This window comes from Gemmatimonadales bacterium (genome assembly GCA_036279355.1).
Lineage (GTDB): Bacteria > Gemmatimonadota > Gemmatimonadetes > Gemmatimonadales > GWC2-71-9 > DASQPE01.
Map to the genome: position 1 here is coordinate 33,840 of DASUJH010000033.1, position 25,525 is coordinate 59,364.

The 25,525-nt window shown below is 71.2% G+C and carries 20 protein-coding genes; 10 read left to right on the plus strand and 10 right to left on the minus strand.

Annotated elements, in window-relative coordinates; all coding sequences use genetic code 11:
• Positions 1-22: 22 nt before the first annotated feature.
• The 7 genes from VFW66_08975 to VFW66_09005 all read right to left on the minus strand — a co-directional run bounded on the left by VFW66_08975 (position 23) and on the right by VFW66_09005 (position 7,846).
• The gene (locus VFW66_08975; protein HEX5386817.1) at positions 23-1,384 is read right to left on the minus strand and encodes a heterodisulfide reductase-related iron-sulfur binding cluster; all 1,362 of its coding nucleotides are present in this window, start codon (positions 1,382-1,384) and stop codon (positions 23-25) included.
• Complete coding sequence (locus tag VFW66_08980; GenBank protein HEX5386818.1) at positions 1,377-2,594, minus strand: FAD-binding oxidoreductase; 1,218 nt, start codon at positions 2,592-2,594, stop codon at positions 1,377-1,379. Before VFW66_08980 ends, VFW66_08975 begins: the two co-directional genes overlap by 8 nt.
• On the minus strand, positions 2,591-4,039 hold the full coding sequence (locus VFW66_08985; protein ID HEX5386819.1) for an FAD-linked oxidase C-terminal domain-containing protein: 1,449 nt from the start codon (positions 4,037-4,039) through the stop codon (positions 2,591-2,593). The genes VFW66_08980 and VFW66_08985 overlap by 4 nt, the downstream gene beginning before the upstream one ends.
• Positions 4,040-4,075: 36 nt before the next feature.
• A complete protein-coding gene (locus VFW66_08990; GenBank protein HEX5386820.1) occupies positions 4,076-4,969 on the minus strand; it encodes an RNA polymerase sigma factor RpoD/SigA in 894 nt (297 codons plus the stop codon).
• 235 nt (positions 4,970-5,204) lie between these two features.
• Positions 5,205-6,089 carry a hypothetical protein gene (locus VFW66_08995; protein HEX5386821.1) on the minus strand — a complete coding sequence of 295 codons (885 nt, stop codon included), beginning with the start codon at positions 6,087-6,089 and terminating at the stop codon, positions 5,205-5,207.
• A gap of 81 nt (positions 6,090-6,170) precedes the next feature.
• Positions 6,171-7,304 carry a 3-dehydroquinate synthase gene (gene aroB / locus VFW66_09000; protein ID HEX5386822.1) on the minus strand — a complete coding sequence of 378 codons (1,134 nt, stop codon included), beginning with the start codon at positions 7,302-7,304 and terminating at the stop codon, positions 6,171-6,173.
• A complete protein-coding gene (locus VFW66_09005; GenBank protein ID HEX5386823.1) occupies positions 7,301-7,846 on the minus strand; it encodes a cob(I)yrinic acid a,c-diamide adenosyltransferase in 546 nt (181 codons plus the stop codon). The genes aroB and VFW66_09005 overlap by 4 nt, the downstream gene beginning before the upstream one ends.
• A gap of 90 nt (positions 7,847-7,936) precedes the next feature.
• On the opposite strand from VFW66_09005, the gene VFW66_09010 reads away from it, so the two are divergent.
• On the plus strand, positions 7,937-8,968 hold the full coding sequence (locus VFW66_09010; protein HEX5386824.1) for an NAD(P)/FAD-dependent oxidoreductase: 1,032 nt from the start codon (positions 7,937-7,939) through the stop codon (positions 8,966-8,968).
• Positions 8,969-9,005: 37 nt separating this feature from the next.
• On the opposite strand, the gene dacB is transcribed toward VFW66_09010, so the two are convergent.
• From dacB to VFW66_09025, 3 genes are read right to left on the minus strand one after another with little or no spacing between them, the layout of a single operon-like run.
• On the minus strand, positions 9,006-10,625 hold the full coding sequence (dacB, locus tag VFW66_09015; protein HEX5386825.1) for a D-alanyl-D-alanine carboxypeptidase/D-alanyl-D-alanine-endopeptidase: 1,620 nt from the start codon (positions 10,623-10,625) through the stop codon (positions 9,006-9,008).
• Positions 10,618-11,535 (minus strand): ABC transporter permease, encoded by a 918-nt coding sequence (locus VFW66_09020; protein ID HEX5386826.1) that lies wholly within the window; start codon positions 11,533-11,535, stop codon positions 10,618-10,620. The genes dacB and VFW66_09020 overlap by 8 nt, the downstream gene beginning before the upstream one ends.
• Positions 11,535-13,124 carry an ABC transporter substrate-binding protein gene (locus tag VFW66_09025; GenBank protein HEX5386827.1) on the minus strand — a complete coding sequence of 530 codons (1,590 nt, stop codon included), beginning with the start codon at positions 13,122-13,124 and terminating at the stop codon, positions 11,535-11,537. The genes VFW66_09020 and VFW66_09025 overlap by 1 nt, the downstream gene beginning before the upstream one ends.
• A gap of 179 nt (positions 13,125-13,303) precedes the next feature.
• Between VFW66_09025 and VFW66_09030 the strand changes: the two genes are divergently transcribed.
• The 9 genes from VFW66_09030 to VFW66_09070 form a co-directional block, all read left to right on the plus strand.
• A complete protein-coding gene (locus tag VFW66_09030) occupies positions 13,304-15,475 on the plus strand; it encodes a BamA/TamA family outer membrane protein (protein ID HEX5386828.1) in 2,172 nt (723 codons plus the stop codon).
• Complete coding sequence (locus VFW66_09035; GenBank protein ID HEX5386829.1) at positions 15,475-19,887, plus strand: translocation/assembly module TamB domain-containing protein; 4,413 nt, start codon at positions 15,475-15,477, stop codon at positions 19,885-19,887. Before VFW66_09030 ends, VFW66_09035 begins: the two co-directional genes overlap by 1 nt.
• Positions 19,888-19,889: 2 nt before the next feature.
• Complete coding sequence (locus VFW66_09040; GenBank protein ID HEX5386830.1) at positions 19,890-20,795, plus strand: diacylglycerol kinase family protein; 906 nt, start codon at positions 19,890-19,892, stop codon at positions 20,793-20,795.
• 149 nt (positions 20,796-20,944) lie between these two features.
• Positions 20,945-22,291 carry a sigma-54 dependent transcriptional regulator gene (locus tag VFW66_09045; protein HEX5386831.1) on the plus strand — a complete coding sequence of 449 codons (1,347 nt, stop codon included), beginning with the start codon at positions 20,945-20,947 and terminating at the stop codon, positions 22,289-22,291.
• Between the two features lie 9 nt (positions 22,292-22,300).
• Positions 22,301-22,480, plus strand: a complete 180-nt coding sequence (locus tag VFW66_09050; GenBank protein HEX5386832.1) for a hypothetical protein — start codon at positions 22,301-22,303, stop codon at positions 22,478-22,480.
• Positions 22,450-23,280, plus strand: coding sequence for a C40 family peptidase (locus VFW66_09055; GenBank protein ID HEX5386833.1), 831 nt, complete (start codon positions 22,450-22,452; stop codon positions 23,278-23,280). Before VFW66_09050 ends, VFW66_09055 begins: the two co-directional genes overlap by 31 nt.
• Before the next feature lie 25 nt (positions 23,281-23,305).
• Positions 23,306-24,001, plus strand: coding sequence for an HAD hydrolase-like protein (locus VFW66_09060; protein ID HEX5386834.1), 696 nt, complete (start codon positions 23,306-23,308; stop codon positions 23,999-24,001).
• 68 nt (positions 24,002-24,069) lie between these two features.
• Positions 24,070-24,795, plus strand: a complete 726-nt coding sequence (locus VFW66_09065) for a hypothetical protein (protein HEX5386835.1) — start codon at positions 24,070-24,072, stop codon at positions 24,793-24,795.
• Between the two features lie 140 nt (positions 24,796-24,935).
• A partial coding sequence (locus tag VFW66_09070; protein HEX5386836.1) for a cytochrome c occupies positions 24,936-25,525 on the plus strand: 590 nt, incomplete at its 3' end.

Sequence of the window (25,525 nt, forward strand, 5' to 3'; positions counted from 1 at the left end):
CTCGGCGGTAAACCGTGACCCGCTACGCCACGGCCGCCTTCGCGTACGAGGCGTCGAGCAGCTCGACCGGGTGGGCGACGCGAACCGGGAGCCCCGCCGCGCGAAGGCCGGCGCCGATCTGCATGAGGCAGCCCGGATTGCCGCTGGCCACGACCTCGACCGGCGGCTCCGCCTCGCGGATGCTGGCGATCTTGGCCGCGAGCACGTCGCGCGCGAGCGCCGGGTGCAGCAGCGAGTAGATGCCCGCGCTGCCGCAGCAGCGGTCGGAGCCGGGCAGGACACGGAGCCGGAGCTCCGGAATCGCGCCGAGCACGGCGAGCGGTGCCGCGTGCACGCGCTGCGCGTGCTGCAAGTGGCAGGGCGCGTCGTACGCGACGTCGATCGGGAGCGGGGCGCCGCGCCTTGGCCCCGCCTCCGCCAGCAGCTCCGAGACATCTCGCACCCGCGCCGCCATCCGCTCGGCCTTGTCGGTGCCGAGGAGATGGCCGCAGTCCTTGAGCAGGGCGCCGCAGCCGGCGCTGTTGACGGCGACGAAGTCGGTCTCGGCCGACCCGGCCGTGAACGCGGCCAGGTTGGCGCGCGCGAGCGCCTCTGCTCCGGCGCGGTCGCCGGCGTGCTCGTGCAGGGCGCCGCAGCAGGCCTGGCCCTGCACCTCGATGACGCGGTACCCGTTCGCCTCCAGGACGCGGCGGGTGGCCGCGTGGACGTGGGCGAAGAGCGTGTCCATCACGCAGCCGCGGAACAGGGCGACGGATGGGCGGGCGGACGGCCGGACGAGATCGCTGTGGGGGCGCGGCGCAGAAAGGGACCGGGGCGGAGCCGACTGTCGGTTTGTCGCCGGAGCCCCCGTCCCTTTCTGCGCCGCGCCCGAGCGAGCTTCGGAGGGTGCGTGCGCGCCTATCCGTGAGCCTCTTGTTGCCGCGAGCATGCCCATCGCGAAGCCGACGCGGCCCGCGCCCGCGGCGCGGGCAGGAACCCCCGTCGACCGCGCGAGGCGGGCCGCCATGAAGATCGGACGCCAGAGCGCACGGCGGCGGAAGATGGCGAGGACCAGGCGCGCGAGCGGAGGGAGGCCGCGGGCGTTGAAGAGCTGTTCGCGCGCGGCCTCAAGGCCGCGGCCGTAGCCCACGCCGGAAGGGCAGGCGGGTTCGCAGCCGCGGCATCCGAGGCAGGCGTCGAGGTGCTGGGCGAGAGCCGGGTCGCCGGCGCCGAGCTCGCCGCGCTCCAAGGCGCGCATCAGCACGATGCGGCCGCGCGGGCTGTCCGCCTCGTCGCCGGTGGCGAGATAGGTCGGGCAGGCCGGGAGACAGAAACCGCAATGAACGCAGGGGTCGAGCGCGGAGTAGCCCGTGGCGGCCCCGTCCGGCGCTGCGACCTCAGCCACGCTCCACGCCCTCGAGCGTCACCCGGAAGCTGTGCAGCGGATCGAACGTCTCGCGCAGGCCACCGACCAGGACACCAACCCCTTCGCGGTACGCGCCGAAGTGGCCGAGCGCCTGCCGCACCTCCCATGGAGCGCGCTCGACTGTGAGCGGCACCTCGCGCGCCGCTGCAGCGCCGCGCACCGCGCGCAGCCGCTCCACCGGGGCATCGCCGGTCCAGCGCAGGAGTCCCACACCTGCGCCCGCCGAGATGAGGCCCTCATCCAGCTCGCGGCCGACGAGATCGATGGTCTCGTCGAGCCCGTCGGCCAGCGCGCCGAGGCGGATGGTGGTGGGGCCGCCGAGCGCTGCCCGGCGCGCCAGTCCCCAGAACCCGGCAGTGCGGTCGCTCGCGAGCGCCTCCCAGCCGCCGCCGGTCGCGGTGGTAAGCCCCGTCACCCGCCCGATCTCGGGGCTCAGCGCATCGCCCAGGCCCACGAGACGCACGGCGAGCACCCAATCGGAATCGGCGGCGAGCGCCGGCGAAAGCAGCTCGAGCGCCGCGACCGTAACGCCGGCCGCGGAGAGATCGCGCGCGAGCGAGGTGAGCGCGTCGCGGCTCCCGCGGTGGAGCAGCGTCACGTCGCGTTCCGGCACCGCGCGCAACCGGAGGTGCAGCTCGGCCAGGATCCCGAAGCCACCGAAGCCGCCGACGTTGAGCTTGGTGAGATCGTACCCCGCGACGTTCTTCACCACGCGTCCACCTGCGCGCACCACTCGGCCGTCGCCGGTCACCACCGTGCAGCCCAGCACGTGGTCCCGGATCGGGCCGAAGCCGTGGCGGAGCGCGCCGGCGGTGCCGGTGGCCACGACCGAGCCGATGCTGCGTTCCGGGCGGCCCGGCGGATCCATCGCGAGCCAGGCGCCCTGCTCCGCGAGCCCGCGGCGAATCTCGTCCATGGTGGCGCCGGCCTGCACCGACGCCACGAGGTCGGCGGGACTCACCGAGAGGACGGAGTCGAGCGCGCGGGTGCTCACCGCGAGATCGGCCGGCGCGTCTGGCTCCTGCCAGGTGGCGTGGCCCTCGATCCGAATCTTCCAACCTTCGTCGTGCGCCAGTCGGCAGACGAGCGCGAGCGCATCGACCGACGCGGGCGAGGCGCGCGGCACGTTGTCGAGGTCGCGGTCCACGCTCTCGGGACCCAGGAGCGCGCGCAGTCGGGCAAAGCTCACGGCACCGCCAGCCTTTCTTCGCGCAACGCACGCCACTCGCGGCAGGCGTGTGTGGGGACGACTTTGCCGGGGTTGGCCCGCTCGGTGGGATCGAACACCCGGCGCACCGCCTGCATCGCGCCGAGCGTCTCGGCGTCGAATATGAGCGGCATGTAGCCCAGCTTGTCGTTGCCGACGCCGTGCTCGCCGGTGATGCTGCCGCCGGCGGCGACGCATGCGGCCATGATCTCGCGGCTCGCCTCCCGCGCGCGGCGCGCGAGCTCCGGGTCGCGGCGGTCGAAATTGATGTTCGGGTGCAGGTTGCCGTCACCCGCGTGAAAGACGTTGGCGATGCTGAGCCCGTGCCGGTCGCGAATCTCGCCGATCCGGTCGAGGATGTCGGGGAGACTCGAGCGGGGCACCACGGCGTCCTGCACCGCGAGGTCGGGGGCGATGCGGCCCATGGCGCCGAACGCCTTCTTCCGTCCCTGCCAGAGCCGCGCGCGCTCGGCCGCAGCCGTGGCGCCGCGCACCGTGCGGGCGCCGTGCTCCGTGAGCAGCGCCTCGACCCGCCCGGACTCCGCCTCGACCTGCGCCGGCGGCCCGTCCACCTCCACCAGCAGCACGGCCGCCGCGTCGGTCGGATAGCCCGCCGCATAGATCGAAGACTCCACGGCGGCCACGCATGCCTGATCCATCATCTCGAGCGCCGCGGGCACGATGCCCGCCGCGATGATGGCGCTCACCGCCTCGCTCGCCGCACGCACGCTCCCGAAGTCGGCCAGCATCGTGCGCACCGCGGCCGGGATCGGCTCGAGGCGCACCGTGATCTCGGTCGCGATGCCGAACATTCCCTCGCTCCCGATGAAGAGGCCGACGAGATCGGGCCCCCACGGCTCGCCATGGCGCGAGCCGAGTCGCACCACCGTGGCATCGGGCAGCACGACCTCGAGCGCCACGACATGGTTGGTGGTCACGCCGTACTTGAGGCAGTGCGGTCCGCCCGCGTTCTCGGCCACGTTGCCGCCGATGGTGCACGCGGCCTGGCTGGACGGGTCGGGGACGTACTGGAGGCCGAGGGGCGCGATGGCCTCGGAGAGGCGGGCGTTGACGACGCCGGGCTGAACCACCGCGCGGCGCCGCTTCCGATCGACGTGGAGGATGCGGTTCATCCGGGTGAGCGCAATGAGCACCGTGCCCGGATCGGCCACCGCGCCGCCCGAGAGGCCGGTGCCGGCGCCCCTCGCCACGAACGGCGCGCCGAGGAGGTGCAGCAGGCGGACCACCTCGATCACCTCGTCGCGATCGGCGGGCATCACGACCGCTCCGGGGGGCGACTCGTGCGTCGGCAGGCCGTCCATCGCAAACGTGGCCAGCTCGGCGCGGCGATGCCGCACCCAGCGGTCACCGACGATGCGCCCGAGCGCGTCGATGAGCGAGGGATCGAGAGTTGAGCCGGGGAGCATGCGGAAAATCTAATCCGCCGTACTCCCCCGGGCGGGCTATGCCGCTACCCAGACTCCCTTGAGCGACTTCACGTCCGGCGAGTCGCGCAGCTTCTCGAAGGCGCGCTCGCGGATCTGCCGGATGCGCTCGCGGGTGACGCCGAGCAGCTCGCCGATGCGCTCCAGCGTGAGCGCCTCGGAGCCTTCCTCGAGGCCGTAGTAGAGCGAGAGAATCTTGCGCTCGCGCGGGGTGAGGTGGCGCTCGAAGAGACGATCGATGAACTCGCGGCGAAGCCGGGTGTCGGTCTGCTCCTCGATGTCGCCGCCGCCGGTGCCGGCCACGCGCTCGCCGAAGGTGCTGGAGCCGCGGTCCTGCCGCTCCACCGGCGCGTCGAGCGATACCTCGATGCCGGTCATCCGGCGCGCGGCGCGGATGTTCTCGACCGTGTCGTTGAGCGCCAGCGCCACCTCGTGATCGGTCGGCTCCCGTCCCAGCTCCTGGGCCAGGAAGCCTTCGGCGCGCGACATCTTGATGAGGGCGGAGTTCTGATTGAGCGGTACGCGGACACTGCGGGTCTGCTCGGCGAGCGCCTTGAGGACGGCCTGGCGGACCCACCACACGGCGTAGGAAATGAATTTGACGCCGTGGTCCGGGTCGAACTTCTTCACGGCCTTGAGCAGCCCTTCGTTGCCGATGGCGACGAGCTCGGAGAGGTCGAGCCCGTGGCCCTGATACTTCTTCACGTAGGAGATGACGAACCGCAGGTTGGCGGTCACCAGCCGCTCGGCGGCCGCCTGATCGCCCGCCTGGGCGCGCCGGGCGAGGCGCTTTTCCTCGGCGGCGTCGGTGATCATCGGGAGTCGCTGGATGTCGAAGAGATATTGGTCGAAGGCACCGGTCGGGGCAGGGCGGAAGGACGTGCGTTGGCTCCCGTGATGGACAGGCGTCATGGTAAACCCCAAGGTGAGTTGACCGACCGGCGACGAGGAGTCTGCGAAAACTGATGTCCTAAGCCATTGCGGCGCACGAATATAGGAAACGGTCCCAAATCGGTCAAGAAACAAATGTTGTCCACATCACAAATAATTCCAAGGCAGGGGCTTCGGATTCTTGTCCACGGGGTCCGCGGAATGGGGAAAACTCCCGGGGCGGGAAATCGGGGCCCGGATGGGGCCCGGGGGAGGGCTAGCGGGGCGGTTTCTGGTCGGCCGGGAGCCCGGCCCAGGGCGCCGGCTCCGCCCGGTTCGGTCGCAAGAGGATGAGCGCCAGGGCCGGGAGCCAGACGCAGGCGAGCAGGATCGGCCACTCACGCGCGGTGAGCGCCGCGGCAGAGATCGGACCGGGGATGCCGATAACGAAGTACAGCGCCACCCAACTCGCGGCACCGAGCAGCGCCAGCTCGCGCGGGCTGCGCGGAACGGCGAAGAGCATGAGTGTTTCATAGAGTGCCGTCGTCTGCGGCACCGCGGCCAGCGCCAGGAGGAGCCGAGCTTCTGGGCGGCGCCAGCGCACCAATGCTGCGAGCAGCAGAAAGCCACCGGGCCGCGCGAGCGGAATCACCGAGATCGTGCCCGAGAGTGAATGGAGCCAGGCGCGCGGCCACGCGGGCATGATGGCCAGGCTGGCCGCGAGCAGCAGCAACCCGCCGATCACCGCGCCGCGATTGGGCCGCGCAATGAACGCCGCAAGCCCGATCGTGGGCTTGGCGATCCAGAGCCCCGAGATCGCGGGCAGGAAGAGCGCGGCCAGGCAGAGCGGCGTCCACTGGCCAGCCGCGAGCGCGAACACCGCGCTGCCGCTCGCGAGCGTCAGCAGGCGCCAGCGCTCGCGCGAAAGCGCGAAGCAGAGGACGGCCGCCGACAGGCCGATCCAGGCGGCGCGTGCGATTGGGAGCGCAAACGATGCGAGCGGGAGCGCGAGCAGGACGGCGGGCAGCGGGTAAAACAGATGGAACGGCCACCACGCGTTCGGAAACAGGCGATATGGGTCGGTGCCGGCGGCGAGCGCGCGCGCCGCGGCGTGGAACTGGTCGAAGTCGGCGGCGCGATCGATGCCCGACCATCCGACCATGCGATGCGGCCCGCGACGCCGCCGACCAGAACGGCGATGGCCACGCGGACCGCGAGCTGCCGCGACACGCGGAAGGCCGCGCTAGCGCGAGCGACCGAGGCCGATGTAGCCAATTGCCTCAGCGACCAGCTCGGGCGGCGGCGCCGCGGTCCATGCATCGCCCGGATGCATGGCGCCAAGTCGAGTGGGGAGCGCAAAGCGCACGACGGAGGCGCGGTTCTTCTTGTCGGCGCTCATCGCGGCAAGCACGCGCTCGGGCGCGAGCGGCGGATCGAGCCACACCGGAAGCTCGAGCCGGGCGAGGAGCGCCGCCACGCCCTGGGCGAGGCCATCGTCGGCAATCCCCAGAGCCTCCGCGAGCCGGCACTCGGCCACGAGGCCGAGCGCCACGGCCTCGCCGTGCGGGAGTGCGTAATCGGAGGCGTGCTCCAGACCGTGCGCCACGGTGTGGCCCGCGTTGAGGATCGCACGCCGCCCCGCCTCCCGCTCATCCTCGCCCACGACCGCCGCCTTGATCTCGACACTCCGCCGGACCAACTCGGTGAGTGTGCCGAGCTCGCGCGCCATGATCCGCTCGGCCGATCGATCGATCCACTCGAAATACTCGCGGTCGGCGATGAGCCCGTGCTTCACCGCCTCGGCGAGCCCCGCGCGGAATTCGCGCGCGCCGAGCGTGAGCAGCGTGCGCGGATCGGCGACAACGGCGGCCGGTGGGTGGAACGCGCCGATGAGATTCTTGCCGTGCGGCGTGTCGACGCCCGTCTTGCCGCCGACCGACGCATCCACCATGGCGAGGAGTGTCGTTGGGGCCTGCATGCACGGCACGCCGCGCAGGTACGTCGCGGCGACGAAGCCAGCGAGGTCGCCGATCACACCACCGCCGAGCGCCACGACGGCGCTGTCGCGCCCGAGGCCGCGCTGGAGCATCGCGTCGGACAACTCTGCCCACGCCGCTCGGCTCTTGGATGCCTCGCCGGCCGGCACGCACAGCTCGGCCGCAAAGACCGGGAGCGCGGGTGCGGTGTCCGGCGCACGCCAGGCGCTCGGCGCGCCCGAGCGCCACGCGTCGAACAGCGCGCGCACTGTGTGCTCGGTGATGAGCGCGAGCCGGCGGGGCAGGTGCAATTCGGCCAGCGCGCCGAGCCGGCCGAGCACGCCCGGCTCGACGTACACCGGATAGCTGCCGAGCGCGTGGCGGACGACGACCGCGCTCACCAGGTCACGTCGCCGGCGCCCGCGCGGTGGTTGGCGAGCCGTGCCAGGGTGAAGAGGAGATCGGAGAGGCGGTTGAGATAGACGATGTGCTGTTCCTGACCGGCGGCCGCGTGGGCGAGCCGCACGACGCCGCGCTCGGCGCGGCGACAGACGGTGCGCGCGAGATGCAATACTGCGGCCTTGGGCGTGCCGCCCGGCAGCACGAAGGCGCGGAGCGGCGGCAGCTCCGCGTCGGCCGCGTCGATGGCCTGCTCCAGCTCGGCGATGCGCGCGTCGGGGAGCACCGCTTTCGCGATGGCGCCGGCCACGCGCGCGGGGTCCGGGGTCGCGAGCTGGCCGCCGATGGCGAACAGGTCGCGCTGAATAGACTCGAGCAGCGCGTCGAACGACTCGGCCGGCGCGGTGGCGCGCGCCATGCCGAGCACCGAGTTGAGCTCGTCCACGTCGCCGTAGGCGGCGACGCGCGGATCGTCCTTGGGCACCCGGCCGCCGCCGAAGAGTCCGGTGTCGCCGGCGTCGCCGGTTCGGGTGTAGATCTTCATGCGTGAGGGTCGTGCATGGGCTTATATTTACCCGCCTCGCTACATATCGACCAGGACGCGCGGGGCGCACGCGCCAGCGAAGGAGCGGCAGTGACCGAGCGGGACGTACGGGACATCAGCATCATCGGCGGCGGGCCCACGGGGCTCTTCGCCGCGTTCTACGCGGGGATGCGCGGCGCGTCCGCCCGCATCGTCGATGCGCTCCCCGCGCTCGGCGGCCAGCTCATGGCGCTCTACCCGGAGAAGTACATCTTCGACGTCGCCGGATTTCCCAAGGTGCTCGCCAAGGATCTGGTGGCCGGCATGGCGGAGCAGGCGCTCCAGTTCGGCACGCCGGTGCACCTGAACGAAATCGTCACGGGGCTGAACCGCGTGGAGGAAAACGGCGGCCCCCCGCACTTCGCGCTCGAGACCAGCGACAACGTGTACTACTCGCGCACCATCGTGATCTGCGCCGGCATCGGCGCCTTCGAGCCGCGCAAGCTCGGCGTCGAGGGCGAGGAGCGGTTCGAGGAGAACGGCCTCTACTACAAGGTGCTCGACCCGCAGACCTTCGCCGGCCGGCGCGTGCTCATCGTGGGTGGCGGCGACTCGGCGTTCGACTGGGCCGTGAACCTGCAGGGCGTCGCCCGCTCGATCATGGTCATCCATCGCCGGGACGCCTTCCGCGCCCATCAGGCCACCGTGGACCAGGTCCACGAGCTCACCCGCGCGGGCCGCTGCGAGCTGCGCACCTTCTGGGAAGTGAAGGCGCTCCACGGTGAAGACCGGCTCGAGCGCGCCACCCTGGTCCAGAACAAGACCAGGGAAGAGGCCACGCTCGACGTCGACGCCATCATTCCGCTGCTCGGCTTTCACTCCGACCTCGGCGCCATCAAGGAATGGGGCCTCGACACCGAGAAGGCCGACATCAAGGTGGACCAGGTCATGTCGACGAACGTGCCGGGCATCTACGCCGCCGGCGACGTCACCAGCTATCCGGGCAAGCTCAAGCTCATCGCCACCGGCGCGGGCGAGGCGTGCATCGCGGTCAACAACGCGGTGCACTACATCAATCCCAAGGCCAAGGTGAACCCGGGCCATTCCTCCAACATGGCCATCTTCGGCCAGAAGGACGACTGAGCGGCAGCACGCGGGGACGCCGTGCGGCGCCGTGCCGTCAGCGGCGGCCTGCTTGAGCGCGGCCGCCCAGCGTGCGCGCAACGTCCACCACCGCCGCATCGATCTGCGCCAGCACCAGTGCATCCGGCAGCGCGTAGTGGTTCGCCATCACCGAGAAGGTGATCGTATGTCCGTCCGGCAGCTCCAGGTAACCCGAGAGCGTGCTCACCCGCGCGATGCTGCCGGTCTTCGCCACCACGTGGCCGGCCGCGGGCGTGCCGGCAAAGCGGGCCCGGAGCGAGCCGCGGCTTCCGGCGCGCGGCAGCGCCGCGGCGATGGTGCCGTAGCGCGGATGGTGCCGCATGTAGCGGAGAAGGCGTGTGAACGCGAGCGGCGAGATGAGGTTCGATTCCGCGAGCCCCGAACCGTCCACCAGGTCGAACTGCGTCGAATCGACGCCCACCGAATCGATCAGGAACCGCCGCTCGACCGCGATCCCCGCGTCCCATGACCCGCTGTGGCCGAACTGCCGGCCCAGTTGCTTCACCAGCATCTCCGCGAACCAGTTCTGGCTGCTGTTGAGGATCGGAAAGATCCAGTCGGCGAGCGGCCGCGACACGACCTCCGCGAGCGGCGGCGTGCCGCGCGCGGCGGCGTAGGTGGTGGAGTCCGTGGTCGAGCGCGTGCAGCCAAGCACCGCAATGCCCGCGTCGGCGAGTGCCGAACGGAGCGCGCGCGCCGTATAGAGGTTGGGGTCGGGCAGGGCAAAGTGCTCGACGCGGCCCGCCGCCGCCTCGGCCACCTGGCCCTGTGCGTAAACGTGGAGTGTGCCGGGCTCCCGGAAGAAATCGATCGTGGTGCCGGTGGCGCCCGCCACGGTGACGCTGCGGTTGCCGAGTGTGATGCCGGACCAGGGCGGCCCGTACGCGATCCGCGACGGCCCGCCCACCACCGCCCCCGGCGCCCACTCGATGTCGACGCTGTTGTCGTTGACACCGAGCCCCGAGACCGGGGCGGCATACCACCAGTTGAGATCGTAGCTGTCCCACGCCGGGTGGACGAGCAGCGGCTCGAACCAGCTCCCGTCGCCCACGAGGTTGCCGGCGATGGTGCGGACGCCATGCGCGCGCAACGTATCGGCGAGATGGCGGAGCGGCGCCTCCGGGTCGACGTCGCATGCCCCCGCGCGCAGCGTGTCGAGCCCGTAACAGCGGTGACTGAAGGTCGGATCGCCCCGGCCGTAGAGAATGAGGTCGCCCTGCAGCACGCCGCCCGCGAGCGGCCCTGTGGCGTAGAGGCTCGTGCGCACCGTCCAGGTGGGCGGCAAGAGCGCCGCCGCGACGCTGCTTACCACAAGCTTGAGCCCGCTTGCGGGCACGAAGAGGCGATCGGCGTTTCGGTTGTAAAGGAGGTGCCCGGTCTCGTCGACCACGGCCACACCCCACAGGACTCGGTTGAAAGGTGAGGAGTCCAGGCGCCTGTCGAGCGCGCGAGTGAGGTCGCTGCGCGCAGGGGCAGACGTGGCCTGCGCGTTGGCGGGCGTGGCAGCAAGGTAGGCGGTAGCGGCGGAAAGGGCGGTAAAGGCGGTAAGGACTCGGCGAGCGCTGCTCCTGACCGCCTGACCGCCCGTCCGCCAAACGCTACCGCCCCTACCGCCCACCTGACCCCCTTCAGTCATACTCCACTCTCGGATCAGCCGTGGCGTACAGCACGTCTGCCGCCAGATTCACCAGGACAAACACCAGACTCAAGAACAGGATGCTTCCTTGCACCGCCGGCAAATCCCTCTTCTCGATCGCCGTGAGCACGTAGCGGCCGACGCCCGGCCACGAGAAGATCGTCTCCGTCAGGATCGAGCCGGTGAGATAGCTGCCGAAGTCCAGGCCCAGCACGGTGAGGACCGGGAGCAACGCGTTGCGGAAGCCGTGGCCCAGCACGATTGCGATCTCGCCCAGTCCTTTCGCGCGGGCGGTTCGCACGAAGTCGCTCTGGAGCACCTCCTGCATGGCCGCGCGCGTCATGCGCGAGAGAAATGCAACCGAGCGCATCCCGAGGGTGAGCGCGGGCAGGACGAGATAGATGATGCCGCCGTACCCCGACGGGGGGAACCAGCGGAGGTTCACCGCGAACACCAGGATGAGCAGGAGTCCCACCCAGTACACCGGAAACGAAATGCCGAGATAGGCGCCGAGGGCGGTGAGCCGGTCGGCCCACCCGCCGGGGTGCCACGCGCTCCAGATGCCGATCGAGACGCCGGCGAGTACGGCGAAGAGCATCGCAGCGCCCGCGAGCCGGAGGGTCGCGGGGAACCGCTCGATGAGATCGCCCAGAATCGGGCGCCGGGTGATGTACGAGGTGCCGAGGTCGCCGCGGACCACGCCGCCCACGTAGTGCACGAACTGGAGCGGCACCGGATCGTCGAGGTGCAGCTCGGCGCGGAGGCGGGCGATAGTTTCGGCATCAGCGCGCTCGCCCACCATGGCCTGCACCGGATCGCCGGGTGCCACGTACAGCAGCACGAAGGTGACCACCAGCACGCCGAAGAGCGTCGGCACGAGCTGCACGAGCCTGAATGCGAGGTAGCGCATTACGGCGGGCGCCGCGTGGGGCGAGTAGCGACGGCCGGCGCCGTCACGCGCCGCACCTCGGTCCACCGCTGCCCCGTGTAGATGGCCGGGATGCGCCAGCCCTCGATATCGGGGCGCACGGCCCAGAGATCGACCGGAAACCAGAGGAAGATCCAGGGCGCCGCCGCGAATACGCGGGCGTCGATCTCGCGGGCGAGCGCCGCTTTCTTCGCCGAATCACCCGTGGCGCGCGACTCCAGGATCAGGCTGTCGAGCGCCGAGTCGGAGTAGAAGGCGTAGTTACCGCCGATCCCGCGGTTGCGAGAGTGAAAAAGGGGATAGGTGAAGTTCTCGGGGTCGGGATAGTCGGCGTACCAGTCGGTGAGGAAGAGGTCGGCGTCGCCATGGCGGGCGGCAGCGCGGGCGCTCGCGGCGTCGCGCTCGACGATCTCGACATTGACCCCGATCCGGCCGAGCCCCTGCTGCACCGCCTGCGCCACGCGGGCGTACTCGGCCCGCGGCGTTCGCCAGAGCTTCACGCTGAAGCCGTTGGGATATCCCGCCTCCGCGAGAAGCTTCCGGGCGGCGGCGGGATCGTACGTGTACGGCGCGCGGGTCGAATCGTAGCCCACGATGCCGGGCGGGATCGCGCCGGCCGCGCGCACGCCGCGCCCCGCCATGACGGTGGCGAGCACCGCCTGCACGTCGACCGCCTGGTTGAGCGCGCGCCGCACCCTCGCATCGCGCAGCGGCCCGCGGGTCGTGTTGAGCGCGATATACATGTCGCGGAGCGCCGGCCGCCGTTGCAGCTCGGCCGCGTGCTGCTCCTCCCAGCGCCGGGTCTCGCCCACCGGAATTTCGGCCACGCTGAGCCGGTCCGACTCGTATTCGGCGGCCCAGGTGAGCGGCTCGGGAACGATGCGGATCTGCAGCGTGTCCATCAGCGGCGCACCGCCCCACCAGTGCGGATTTTTCGCGAGGATGATCCGGTCGTCGTGCGACCAGGAGACGAAGCGCCACGGTCCGCTGCCGGTCGGGTGCTGGTCGAAATCCTGGGGCACCGGCGTCGGGACGATGGCCGCGACCGGCATCGCCAGCAGCTCGGGAAAAAAGTTGAGCGGCTCCTCGAGTGTGAGCACCAGCGTGGAGTCGTCGAGCGCGCGGATGCCCGGCACCGAGTCGATCTTGTGCGCCGCAAAGGCGCTCGCGCCCTCGATCGGGAGCAGCGGCAGGGGCCGGCCGCCGGCGGCATTCGGGGTGAGCGCGCGCTCGAACGACGCGCGGACTTCACGGGCGCCGATCCGCCGCCCGTCCTGGAATGCCGCGTCCCGCCGCAGGTGAAAGGTGTAAGTCCGGCCGGTCGAGTCCGCCTCCCAGGTGCGCGCGAGGCCGGGCACGAGCCGGCCATCGGGATCGAACTGAGTCAGATTGTCGAACAGGAGCGCGGCCAGCTCACCGGTGGGCACGTCGGTCGAGAGGGCGGGATCGAGCGAGCGGGGGTCCTGAGAGAAGTAGTAGTTGAGCGTCCCGGGACCGCCGGCCGACTCGCCGGTGCAGGCGGAGAGGGCAAGGAGCAGAACCGACAGTCGTCGAGCGAGAGATCGTCGCATGCAGCGCGGAATGGGCCGAGAGCGGGCCCGAGAGGGCGGGGCCGCGGCGTTGACACGGGGGTGTAAGGCGGTCAAACTACCGAGCTTAGGTCACAAGGTCAATTGCCGGCGCGGGCGCGACGCGCCGGTCTCCCTCCGACGGAGTGCCGCATTCCGAGTCACCCTCCTCGTCCCGACCGGTGATCCATCCGCCTTCGATGCTGGCGGCGGGTGCGTTCGTCGCAGGCACGCTTCTCTTGATGCCGAGCGCCGCCCCGGCGCAGCAGCCCGCCGAGCTGCCTTCGGCCGCCCAGGCGCCGCGCGTAGTCCGCCAGCTCGATTTCGAGGGCAACCATGCGATCGGCAGCGCCACACTCGCTGCGGCAATCGGCACGACCAACTCGAGCTGGTTCGCGCGTTTTCCGCTCTTCCGCTGGATCGGGCTCGGCGCCAAGCGATACTTCGACGAGCAGGAGTTCCGGCGCGACGTGCTGCGGCTCGAGGTGCTCTACAAGCGCAGCGGCTATCCCGACGTTCAGGTGGATACCCTGGTGCGGCGCGATCCCGAGAACGTCTACATCACCTTCAAGATCACCGAGGGCCGCCCCATCCTGGTCACCTCGATCGCGGTGACCGGCCTCGACACCGTCTCCGAGCGCCTCCGGCACGCAGCGGTGGGGGACCTGCCGCTTCGCGAGGGCGACCCCTTCAACCGCTACCTCATGCAGTTGAGCGCGGACACGATCGGCCAGCGGCTCCGGAACCGGGGCCGCCCCACTGCCCGTGTCTTTCCGGGATTCGAGAGCAACCGCGAGACGTACACCGCCACGGTGAGCTTCGACGTGCGGCCCGGCGACCGCGCCGTCTTCGGCGCGGCACGCATCGAAGGCACCCAGCGGCTCGATCCGGACGTGGTGCGCGATCTCCTGACGGCGCGCGAGGGTCGCCCGTACTCTGAGGATGCGCTGCTCGCGAGCCAGCGCAACCTGTACAAGAGCGATCTGGTCCGCGCCGCCACCGTGACCGTGGACTCGTCCCGCTGGACGCCGGGGGACGATTCCGTTCCCGTCCTGGTGCAGGTGGGCGAGAGCCCACCCTACCGGATTGGCGCGGGCGTGGGGTACGCCACGCAGGAGTGCTTCCGCACCACCGCGTCGTGGACCGCGCGCGACTTTCTCGGCGCCGGGCGCGTCTTCGAGTTGTCGGGGCAGGCATCGCGCATCGGGGTAGGGCGGCCGGTGGATTTCGGGCTGCGCGACAACCTGTGCACCGCCGCGCGCGACGACACCGTCGGCTCGTCCAAGGTCAACTACAATCTGACCGCCACCGTGCGCCATCCCGCCTTCCTCTCGCCCTACAACACGCTCTCGCTCTCGCTCTTTGCGGAGCGGCGGTCGGAGTTCAAGGTGTATCTGCGGGAGGACGTGGGCGCGAGCCTCGACCTCACCCGCGTGAGCACGCGGCGGCGGCTGCCGGTATCGCTGGTGTACACCCTCTCCTACGGCCGCACCGAGGCGACGCCGGCGAGCTTCTGCGCGTTCTTCAACGCCTGTACCCCGGACATCATCAGCCAGCTCCGGCAGCGGCGGCTGCTCGCGGCGCTCACCGGCCGCATCGCGTGGCCGCGGGCCAATAGCCCGCTCAATCCGACCCGCGGCTACAACGCCACGATCGAGACCACCTGGGCGTCTCGGCTCATCGGTTCCTCGCCGCTGCAGCAGTTCACCCGCGTCCTGGGCGACATCGCCTGGTACCGGCCGGTGTCGCGTGACGTGACGTTTACCTGGCGGCTCCGCGGCGGGCTGATCTTTTCGCCTTCGGTCGCGGTGGGCTCGCAGACCAACTCGTTCGTGCCGCCGGAGCAGCGATTCTACGCCGGCGGTCCCAACGACGTGCGCGGGTTCAATCGCAACGAGCTGGGGCCCGTGGTGTATGTGGTGCGCGACAGCACGCTCATGAACGCGGGCTCGGTCGCCGCGCTGAGCCAGGACTCGGTGCAGGTGGCGCCCACCGGCGGCAACACGCTCGTGGTGGGCAACGCCGAGCTCAGGGTGCCCTCGCCGATCTTCCCCACCCGCATGCGGCTGGCGGCGTTCGTCGATGCCGGCGGCCTCTGGGAGCGAGGGCGCACCGACGTGAGCCCGGTCCAGATCCGCATTACGCCGGGCATCGGGCTCCGCGTCGCGACGCCGCTGGGTCCGGCGCGGCTCGACGTGGCGTACAACGGCTACGCGCTCTCGCAGGGTGCGCTCTACCAGTCGAACACCGACGGCAGCCTCACGCTGATCCAGGACAAGTACTCGATCGACCGCCGCAACCGCTTTCTCGGGCTGCCGCTCACCTTTCAATTTTCCGTGGGCCAGCCGTTCTGATGCGCCGGGTGCTCGGGCACTTTCTGTTCGTTTCCCTGCTCGGCACCATCGCCGCGGTGCTCGGCGTGGCGACCGCCCTCGTGCTGACACCGCCCGGGCGCGATCTCCTCGCGCGCACCGTATCGAGCGAGCTGAGCCGGGCGCTGAACGGGAGCATCGAGGTGGGCTCGATCTCCGGCTCGTTCCTCTACGATCTCACCATCGAGCACCTCGTGGTGCGCGATACCAACGGCGTGCTCCTCGCCGCGCTGCCGAAGGTGCGGGTGGGCTATCGACTGCCCAACCTGCTGGCGGGGCGGTTCGTCCTGAGCCGGCTGCAGGTCGACCAGCCGGTGCTTCAGATCATCAAGCACCGCAACGGCCGCATGAACTACGAGGACGTGCTCGGGCTGGGCCGCACGAAGGGGAACACGTCACCGCTCATCGTGTTCAACGACGTGCGGGTGCGGCATGGCACGCTGCGGCTCGCAACGCCCTGGTCGCCGCCCCCCTCGGTCGACACCCAGCGCGAGCGCGATTCCACGCTCGCGGCGGAGCGCGCCAAGCCGGGACGGCGGATCGAGTCGAGCCCCGAAGGGCTCCGGCGCGTCATCGAGCTGGCACAGCTCACCGCCGCCCTGCCGCGCATCCAGATCAGCACGCCGGACCGCCAGGCGTTCGCGCTCGATCTCGACACGCTGGCCGCCTACGTGAGCGATCCGCAGATCGAGGTGCGCGACGCGGCGGGCCGGGTGCGCTTTCCGCACGACAGCGTCGTCTTCAGCCTGAGCCGGGGCGCGCTGCCACACACGCGGTTTTCCGGCGGCGGGGCCGTCACCTGGCCGCGCGACACCGCGCTCTACGATTTCGAGGTGGTCGCCCCGCAGGCGAGCCTGGCCGATCTGCGCTGGATCTCGCCCAAGTTTCCGGACATGACCGGCAGCGCCGTTGTCGCCGCGCACTCGGAGAGCGGCACGCGCACCGCGTACGTGATCACCGATCTTCATCTCCGGCACGGCGACGAGCGGATCGACGGCGGGCTCACCTTCGTTGACGACCACCGCCGCGGGATCGGCGCCCGCGACCTGCACGTCACCCTGCGCAACCTCGACGTCGACAAGGTGCGCCCGTTCGCGCCGGGACTGCCGTTCTACGGCACGGTCACGGGCTCGCTCGAAGCTTCCGGGTTCCTCGACGCTTTGAACGTGCGGCTCGACTGGGATTTCACCGATGCCAAGGTGGCCGGCAACCCGGTGAGTCATCTCGAGGGCGAGGGCCGCGTGGCGCTCGGCGGCAAGGCGGGACTCGCGTTCGACAATTTTGCCGTGCGCCAATCGGACGTGGATCTGGGCACCGTGCGCCGGCTGGCGCCGGCGGTGATCCTGCCCGGCCGGCTTGCGGCCTCGGGCACGCTCGACGGCCCGCTGCACGACGTCACCTTCGCCGGCACCGCGCGCCAGCAGGACGACGGGCGGCCGCCGAGCGAGCTCCAGGGCACCGTCACGCTGGACACCCGCGGCGACACGCTGGGCCTCACCACCGACGTGGCGCTCGAGCCGCTCTCGTTCGCCGGGATCCGGCGCGCCTTTCCGTCGCTCACCGCGCGGGGCTCGGTGACCGGCCGCGTCCGGCTCGACGGCACCCTTGCCGATCTCGCCGTCAACGCGTCGCTGAGCGGCGAGATCGGCACCATCGAAGCGGTGGGCCACGCGACGGTGCTGCCGCCGCTCTGGGGCGCGGACGGGCTCCGGCTCAACTTCCGTTCGCTCAACCTCGCGGCCGTGCGCGACACCGGCCCGCCCACGCTGCTCAACGGCACGGCGGTGCTCACCGGCACCGCCGATTCGGCGCGTGCGCCCGAGGGCCAGTTCATGCTGGCGCTCACCCGCAGCCGAGTGAGCGACTATCTGCTCGACACGCTCACCGCACGCGGCGCGGTGCACGACAGCGTCATCGCGCTCGACACGCTTGCCTTTCGCGCCGCGGCCGTGACGGTGCAGGGCGGCGGCACACTCGGCTGGGCCCCGCCGCACGATGGCCGCATGCATTTCGCCTTCACCGCCGACAGCCTCGGCATCTTCGATTCGCTCCTCGCGAGCGCCACGGGGCTCGCCCCCGACACCGCGGCCGACTCGCGACCGCTGGGCGGCGCCGCCAGCGGCACCGTGCTCCTTTCGGGCAATCTCGATTCGCTCGCGATGAACGGCACGGCGGCTGGGCGGGACCTCGTGTGGCGCCGGTTCCGGACGCCCGCGGCCACCATGGCGGCGGCGTGGGATGGCGGCGTGCGGCCGCGCGTGACCGGAAGCGCGCGGGTGGATTCGCTTCTGTGGGGCCAGCGTGTCTTTCACGACGCTACCGCCGCCGTCTCGGGCTGGGCCGATTCGCTCGGGTGGACCGGCGGCGTCACCATCGGGACCGGCGTGCGGTCCTCGCTCGCGGCCCAGGGTCGCTGGTGGAAGCGCGACTCGACCCGCGGCGGCATTCAGGTGGTGGCGGTGGACACCCTCACCGCGCGCCTGGCCGCGCACGCGTGGCGGCTCGCCGCGCCGGCCACGGTGACGCTCAGCGATTCGGCGCCGGCCGTAACACCCGTGACGCTCAACGCGACCGACGGCTCGGGCCGGATCAGGCTGAGCGGCCGCGTGCCCGGCGAGCGCGCCGGTGCGGTCGAGATCGAGGCGTTCGGCGTCGGCGTGCGCGATCTCTATGGCCTCCTGCAGAAGGACACCACGGGTGTCTCCGGCGTGCTCGGCACCTCGCTCCGGCTGGCCGGCACGGCGCGAATGCCGGTGGTAAAGGGCACGGCGTGGCTGGAGGATCTGATCCTGGGTGATTTCCACGCGCCCTTCGCGCACGCCATCGTGGACTACGCCGATCGGCGCCTGCACGCGCACGCGGGCATCTTCCGGACCGGCAACGAGGTCGTGGAGGTGAACGGCGAGCTGCCGCTCGACCTCGCACTCACCGGCGCGACCCGGCGCCAGTTGCCGGGGCCGCTGCTCGTGCGGGCCCGCGCCGACAGCGCCGACTTGAGCATCCTCGAAGCGGTCTCGAGCGGAATCCGCGACGTCCAGGGCCAGCTCGTGGCCGAAGCGACCATTCAAGGGACCTGGGACGATCCGCAGGTGAGCGGCTCGGCCAGCGTGAGCCGCGGTGCGATGACGATTCCGGGCATCGGCGTCCGCTACGCGGCCATTCTGGGGCGCGCCGAGTTCCGCCGCGACTCACTGCTCATCCCGTACGCACTGGTGACGAGCGGCGGTGGCACGCTCGAGATCACGGGCGGCATCCGGCTGGAGAACCTCTCGCGCCCGCTGCTGCACCTCGACCTCGAGGCCAACCAGTTCCGCATGCTGGACATCCGGAACTTCCTCGCGGCCACGGTGAGCGGCCACGTCGAGCTGCGGGGACCGGTGCTCAATGCCACGGCCACCGGGCACGCCACCGTGGATCAGGGAGTGCTCTACTTTGCCGACCTCGTCAACAAGAGCGTGATCGACCTCTCCGATCCCTCGATCGCCGACCTGGTCGACACCACGCTCATCCGCCAGCAGAATCTCGGGACCGGGTTCGAGAACCGTTTCCTCGATTCCCTCCGGGTGGACAGCCTCCGGCTCGACATGGGGAACGGCGTGTTCCTCCGCTCCAACGAGGCCAACATCCAGCTCACCGGCCAGCTCACGCTCAACAAGGTCCGCCGCGAGTACCGCCCGGCGGGCACGCTCGAGGCCGTGCGCGGCATCTATACGCTCAAGATTCCGCCGATCACCCGCGACTTCACGGTCGACCACGGAACGGTGCGCTACTTCGGCACCCCCGATCTCAACGCCGAGCTCGATATCGCGGCGGAGCACACGGTGCGAAGCCGGCAGGGCGACGAGATTCCGATCACGGCGCACATCACCGGCACGCTCCGAGCACCCCAGCTCTCGCTCGAGAGCACCGCGGCGGGGCAGCTCTCGGAGACCGACCTCCTGTCGTATCTCGTCACCGGCGTGCCGGCGTCTGAGGCGGCCACCTTCGGGCAGCAGCAGGCGCTGAGTCTCGCGCAGTCGTACCTCGCGAGCGCCGCGTCGAGCGAGCTGGAGCGCGCGTTGATCTCGGACCTGGGCGTGCCGATCGACTACGTCGAGATTCAGCCGGGGCTGGCGCAGGTGGGCGGCGGCGCCGCATCGCTCACCCGTCTTGCGTTCGGGTGGCGCATCGGCCCCAAGACGTTCGTCACCCTGAACGCCGGGTACTGCTCCGGCCAGCAGACGACCACGAGCACGGTCAACTTCGGCGCGAGCCTCGAGTATCACTTCAGCCGCGCGTGGCGGGCGCAGACGAGCTTCGAGCCCACGTTCAGCTCCTGCATACCCGGGAATGCGACGAAGCTCAACAACAGCTACCAGATCGGCGCCGACCTCTTCTGGCAGCGGGAGTTCTGAGGGTGGCGCGCGCGCTCATCATCACCAACCCGGCCGCCGCGCGCACCGCGCCGCTCGCGATGGACGCGGTGCGCCGGGCGCTGCGCGCGGCGGGCTGGCACGCCGAGGTGTGCGCCACGGGGGGCCCGGGCGACGCGCGCCGCTTGGCCGAAGAGGGCGTGCGCGACGGCGTGGACGTGGTCGCGGTGTTCGGTGGAGACGGCACCACCATGCAGGCTGCCGCCGCGCTCGTGGGGACCGAGGTGGCGCTCGGCGTGATCCCCGGCGGCACCGGCAACTTGCTGGCCGGCAATCTTCGCATCCCCACGTCGCCGGCGCGCGCCGCCCGCGTGCTCGCGCGGGGGCGCGCGCGCCCATTCGATCTCGGGCGGATGCAGCGCCCCGGCAGCACCGAATATTTCGCCGTCTGCTGCGGCGCCGGCATGGACGCGCGGGTCATGGCCGGCACCGCGTCCCATCACAAGCGGCGCTGGGGCATGGCCGCGTACGTGGCGACGACATTGCGGCTGATCGGGGACGTGCGCAGCACGCCGCACAGCGTGACGGTGGACGGCGTCGAGTACGAAGCCACCGCCGCAATGCTCCTCATCGCCAATTGCGGCGAGATCATCCCGCCGCTGGTGCGGCTCCGCTCCGGCATCGTGCCGGACGACGGATTGCTCGACGTGGTCGTCATGCGTGCCGACACCGTGGGCCAGAGTGTCCGGGCCATCTGGGACCTCCTCCGCGAAACGCCGTCGACCGGTGGCCCCGAGGCGTACGTGGGGCACGCCCGCGGGCGCGAGATCCGGGTCGAGACGCTCGCACCGGAACCGGTGCAGCTCGACGGCGAGCTGGCGGGCGAGACCCCGTTCACGGCCACCGTGGTGCCTGGGGCCATCAAGGTCGTCGCACCGGACGCGGCGTGATCAGCACGGTCGGGCCGGGCGCCGAGGCCCGGCCCGGGGTGTTCCCGTTTTTGACAGCCGGTACTAGTTTCACAACTGCTCGCGGATCATAGGGATCATCCCCGCAATCGTTTTCCTCCCAGCCGGGAGAGCGGCTGGACGTGGTGTCGATGGCTGATTCAGTTCTCCTGATTGACGACGATGTCGATGTGCTCCGCGCCATCGGCAGCTACTTCGAGCGGGTGGGATACGAAGTCACCCGCGAGCTGAGCGGCGAGGCCGGGCTCGCCACCTTCGAGCGCCTGCGCCCGGAGGTGGTGATCCTCGACCTCCGCCTGCCCGGCATGGACGGCATGGAGGTGCTCGAGCACCTTCGGCTTCGCGACGCCGCCGTCATCCTGCTCACCGGCAACACCGACGTCTCCACCGCCGTCCGTGCCATGCAGCTCGGTGCCGAGAATTTTCTCACCAAGCCGGTGGACATGGCCCACCTGGCCGCCGCCACCGCGCGCGTCGCCGACAAGGTTCGGCTCCGCCGGGTGAACGAGGCATTGCTGGAGCAGAGCGCCCCCGGCCACGGCCTCGACTCCCTCGGCAGCTCCTCGGCCATGCAGGAGTTCGGGCACCAGGTTTCGCTGCTCGCGCAGAGCGAGCGGACCACGGTGCTCCTCAACGGCGAGAGCGGCACCGGCAAGGGCTGGGTGGCGCGAATGATCCATGACCTGAGTCCGCGGGCCCGCGCGCCGTTCGTGGAGGTGAACTGCGCGGGCCTCAACGCCACCTTCCTCGACTCCGAGCTGTTCGGGCACGAGAAGGGTGCGTTCACCGACGCCAAGGACCGCAAGCAGGGTCTCTTCGAGATCGCCGACCGCGGGACGATTTTCCTGGACGAGATCGGCGACCTGGCGCCCGAGCTGCAGCCCAAGCTGCTCAAGGTGCTCGAGACCAAGACTTTCCGGCGCCTCGGCGGCACCCGCGAGCTCACCGTGGACGTGCGCCTCATCGCCGCGACCAACAAGACGCTCCAGACCGAAGTCGAGGCGGCCCGCTTCCGCGAGGACCTGTACTACCGGCTGAGCGTCATGCCGCTCACGCTGCCGCCGCTCCGCGAGCGCTCGCGCGAAGACCGCCTCGCGCTCATCACCCGGATCCTGAACGACCTGAGCAAGGAGCTGCCCGAGAGCCCGTCGGTGCTCTCGAGCGAAGCGCTCGAGCGGCTCCTGGGTTATGCCTGGGCCGGCAACGTGCGCGAAATGCGCAATGTGCTGGAGCGCGCGATGATCCTGGGGCGGGGGCAGCAGACCTTGAGCGTGGAGCACCTGCCCGGCGAGTTCCGCGCCCGCCCCGGCATCGGCGATCGGCGCCACACGCCGCTCAGCCTGGACGATCTCGAGCGGCAGCACATCGAGCGCACGCTCAAGCACCACAGCGGCAACCGCACCCGCGCGGCGCTCGAGCTCGGTATCTCCCGTGCGACGCTCATCAACAAGATCAAGCGGTACAGCATCTCGGCCTGAGGAGGTCGCATGGGCGAGCATGAGGTCAAGGAGCACGATGCGATGCGCTGCCGCGCCTGCGACCGCGAGGAGCGCGCCTCCGAGGGCTACCCCTGCACGGATTGCGGGACGTTCATCTGCCTCATCTGCACCTTTCGCGGCGTGACCCGCTGCGCCGCGTGCTCCGCCAAGGCCCAGTCGACCACCTGACCACCACCGCCGTCGCCGTCGCAGCTTTCGCACCGCTCCTCGCGGAGCCCGCGGTGCGTGCCGAGCAGGTGAGCCAGCTCGTCCTGGGCGAGACGGCCGCCGTGCTCGAGAGCCGCGGCGACTGGCGGCTCCTCCGCGGACACACCGACGGCTACGGGGGCTGGGCTCACCGCGGCTACCTGCGCGAGCTGGCCGATGCCGACGCGGCGCGCTGGGCGGCCGATGCCGCAGGGTACAGCGAGGGCGCCGAGATCGACGCCGATGGTGCCACGGCGCGACTGCCGCTGCGGGCGCGTGTGCGATTGGGAGCGGCTGGAGGCGCGGGCGACACGAAGGTCGGTCTGCCCGACGGGCGCGAAGGCCGCGTGCTTCGTGGATCGGTCCGCCCGCTCGCGGAGATCGTGGCAGGTGCGCGGCGGCTCCCGCCCGAGGAGTGGGCCGCGCTGCATTTCATGGGGGCGCCGTACCAGTGGGGCGGAGTCACGCCGTGGGGTGTGGACTGCTCCGGCCTGGTGCAGACCACGTTCGCCGCGCGCGGCGTGGCGCTGCCGCGCAACTCGTCCCAGCAGATCGGGGCCGGCGCTCCGGTGGACGCGGCCGCCATCCGCCCGGGCGATCTCATCTTTTTCCGGAGCGAATCCGGCACCCACATCAACCACGTCGCCTTTGCCGCGGCGGATCACATGCTGGTCCACGCGACGCTCGCGCGCGGCGGCGTGGTGCGCGAGCCCTGGGGCCCCGGCACCCGCGCGGCGGTGCTGCGCGAGCGGCTGGCCGGCGTGCGCCGTATCGCGCCGTGAGCGGCGGGCCGGTACCATTCGCGCCATGAGCCACAAGCTCGTGCTGTTCGACATCGACGGCACCATCCTGCTCACCGCCGGCGCCGGCCGCCGCGCGATCACGGCCGCCCTCGGTGAGGCGATCGGCGATCACGCCGCCTTCGAGCGGATCAGATTCGACGGCAAGACCGATCCCCAGATCATCGCCGAGCTGCTGACGGCCGCGGGGCACCACCCGCCGCACAACGCCGGCCGCGTGCGGACCCTCTGCGAGCGCTACGTCGCGCTGCTCGAGCGCGAGCTCCAAGTGACGATCGGCACCCGGCTCATGCCCGGCTTTCCCGCCATCCTCGACCGGCTCGAGGCCCACGACGGCGTCGTGCTCGGACTCCTCACCGGCAATCTCGCGCGCGGCGCCGCGCTCAAGCTGCGGGCGGCCGGCATCGACCCCGCGCGTTTCCGGATCGGCGCCTTCGGCTCGGACGCGGCCGACCGGCCCGAGCTGCCGGCCATCGCCGCCCAGCGCGCCGCGCCGCTCTTCGGCCGAACACCCGAGGGCAGCGATGTCGTCATCATAGGCGACACCCCGGCCGACATCGCCTGCGGCGGCAATATCGGCGCGCGTGCCGTCGGCGTCGCCACCGGGAGCTTCACCGCAGCCGAGCTGGCCGCCTGCCATCCGCACGCGGTGTTCGAGGATCTCGCGGACACCGGGCGCGTGCTCGACGCGATTCTCGCCTGACCGTGGCCGACAAAACCAACGCGGAGCCGGTCGCCCCAGAGGCCTCCGAACCGGGTGGTGGCTTGCGAGTGCCCGAGCTGGGTCCGTCGCTCGGCCACCTGTGCGCGCCGCCCGATGCCGTGCCACCGCCCGGCCGGTGGATTCGGCTCGACGATCTGCGGCTCGAGCTGGCGACGCGCCTCTTCGAGCTGGCCGGCGCTGCGCGCGGCTTCGCCTCTGCCGGCGACCGCGCGGGCGCCATCGCATCGCTCAACCGCGTCGCCTGGCTCTCCGAGTGGGAGCGCACCGTGCGCGCGGCGACCGCTCGTCTCGCCGGCATCATCGAGGCCCGCCTCAACGCGGCCGCATCCGAGGCCCGGCTCCCCGGCAAGCGGCGCCTTGCGCTCGCGCTCACCGACGCCGATCGCCGCGCGCTGACCGGCCGGCTGGGCAGCGGCGGACTCGCGTTCGTGCAGAGCCTCGACGCGCTGGAGAGGACGGTTCCGGCCGCGATTTCGCCCGGCGCGCGCGGCGCCGCAGCGGAGGCCGAATGGCGGGATGCGCTCACCGCGTCCGCACGCCGGCTCGAGTCGGCGTGGCTCGCGCTCGAGACGGCGGCCGATCGCGAGCAGACCGCCTGGGCAGCGGAGGTCGAGCGGGTGCGCGCCTGGCGCCGGCCGACGCGCTGGCTCTGGATCGCCACGGCCGGCGTGCTCATCGTCGCCGCCTACCTGGGGCTTGTGTTCGGGGGCTATCTGCCGGTGCTGGGTCCGCTCCGCGGACTCGCCCAGGCGTGGTGGCGGCACCTTCCGTAGCTGCCCGATCCCTTGCCGGCATCGCACTCGATCGCCTCTTCCAAATCCGATAGCCGCACTCTACTTTCAGGCACCTTAATGCAAACCGGTTGGAAATGGTTCTCAGCGGTGCAGGTGCTAGGATCGTGGTCGCGGCGGCTATGGCCGTGCTCCAAGCGCAGGGCGGGCCGGCGCAGGCGCCGACCGTTCGGCGGGTGGCGTCCACCGCCGTTCTTGCCGCGCAGGAGTATCGGTCGGGAATCAGGAACGGGCGGGTGGTGGCACCCGCAGAAGTAGAAGAGGCGAAGCTCTTCCTTTCAGAGGCCCGTCGGAGCGCCGGTCTTCTGCCGGCAGACGGCAACCAGGCCGTCATCGCCTCGATCGATTCGCTGCTCGGCCTCGTCGGCGCGACCGCTCTGCCCGATTCCCTCGACGCCCGCGTCCAGCGCTTCACTGCCGCCCTTGCGAGCCGGTTCGGCGTGTCGCTCGTCGACGTTCCGGCCACCGCGCCGTCGCTCGCGCGGGGCGCAAAGGTGTATCAGGAGAACTGCGCAGGGTGTCACGGCTCCGCCGGGCGCGGCGATGGCCCCCTCGCCGCCGGGCTCGAGCCCAAGCCGGCCAACCTGACGGACGCCGCAGCGCTGAGCGGCGCATCGCCGCTCGACTTCTATCGCCGCATCGCCATCGGCGTCGCGGGCACCGCGATGCCGGCGTTCGAGACCCGACTCTCCGCTCAAGACCGGTGGGCCGC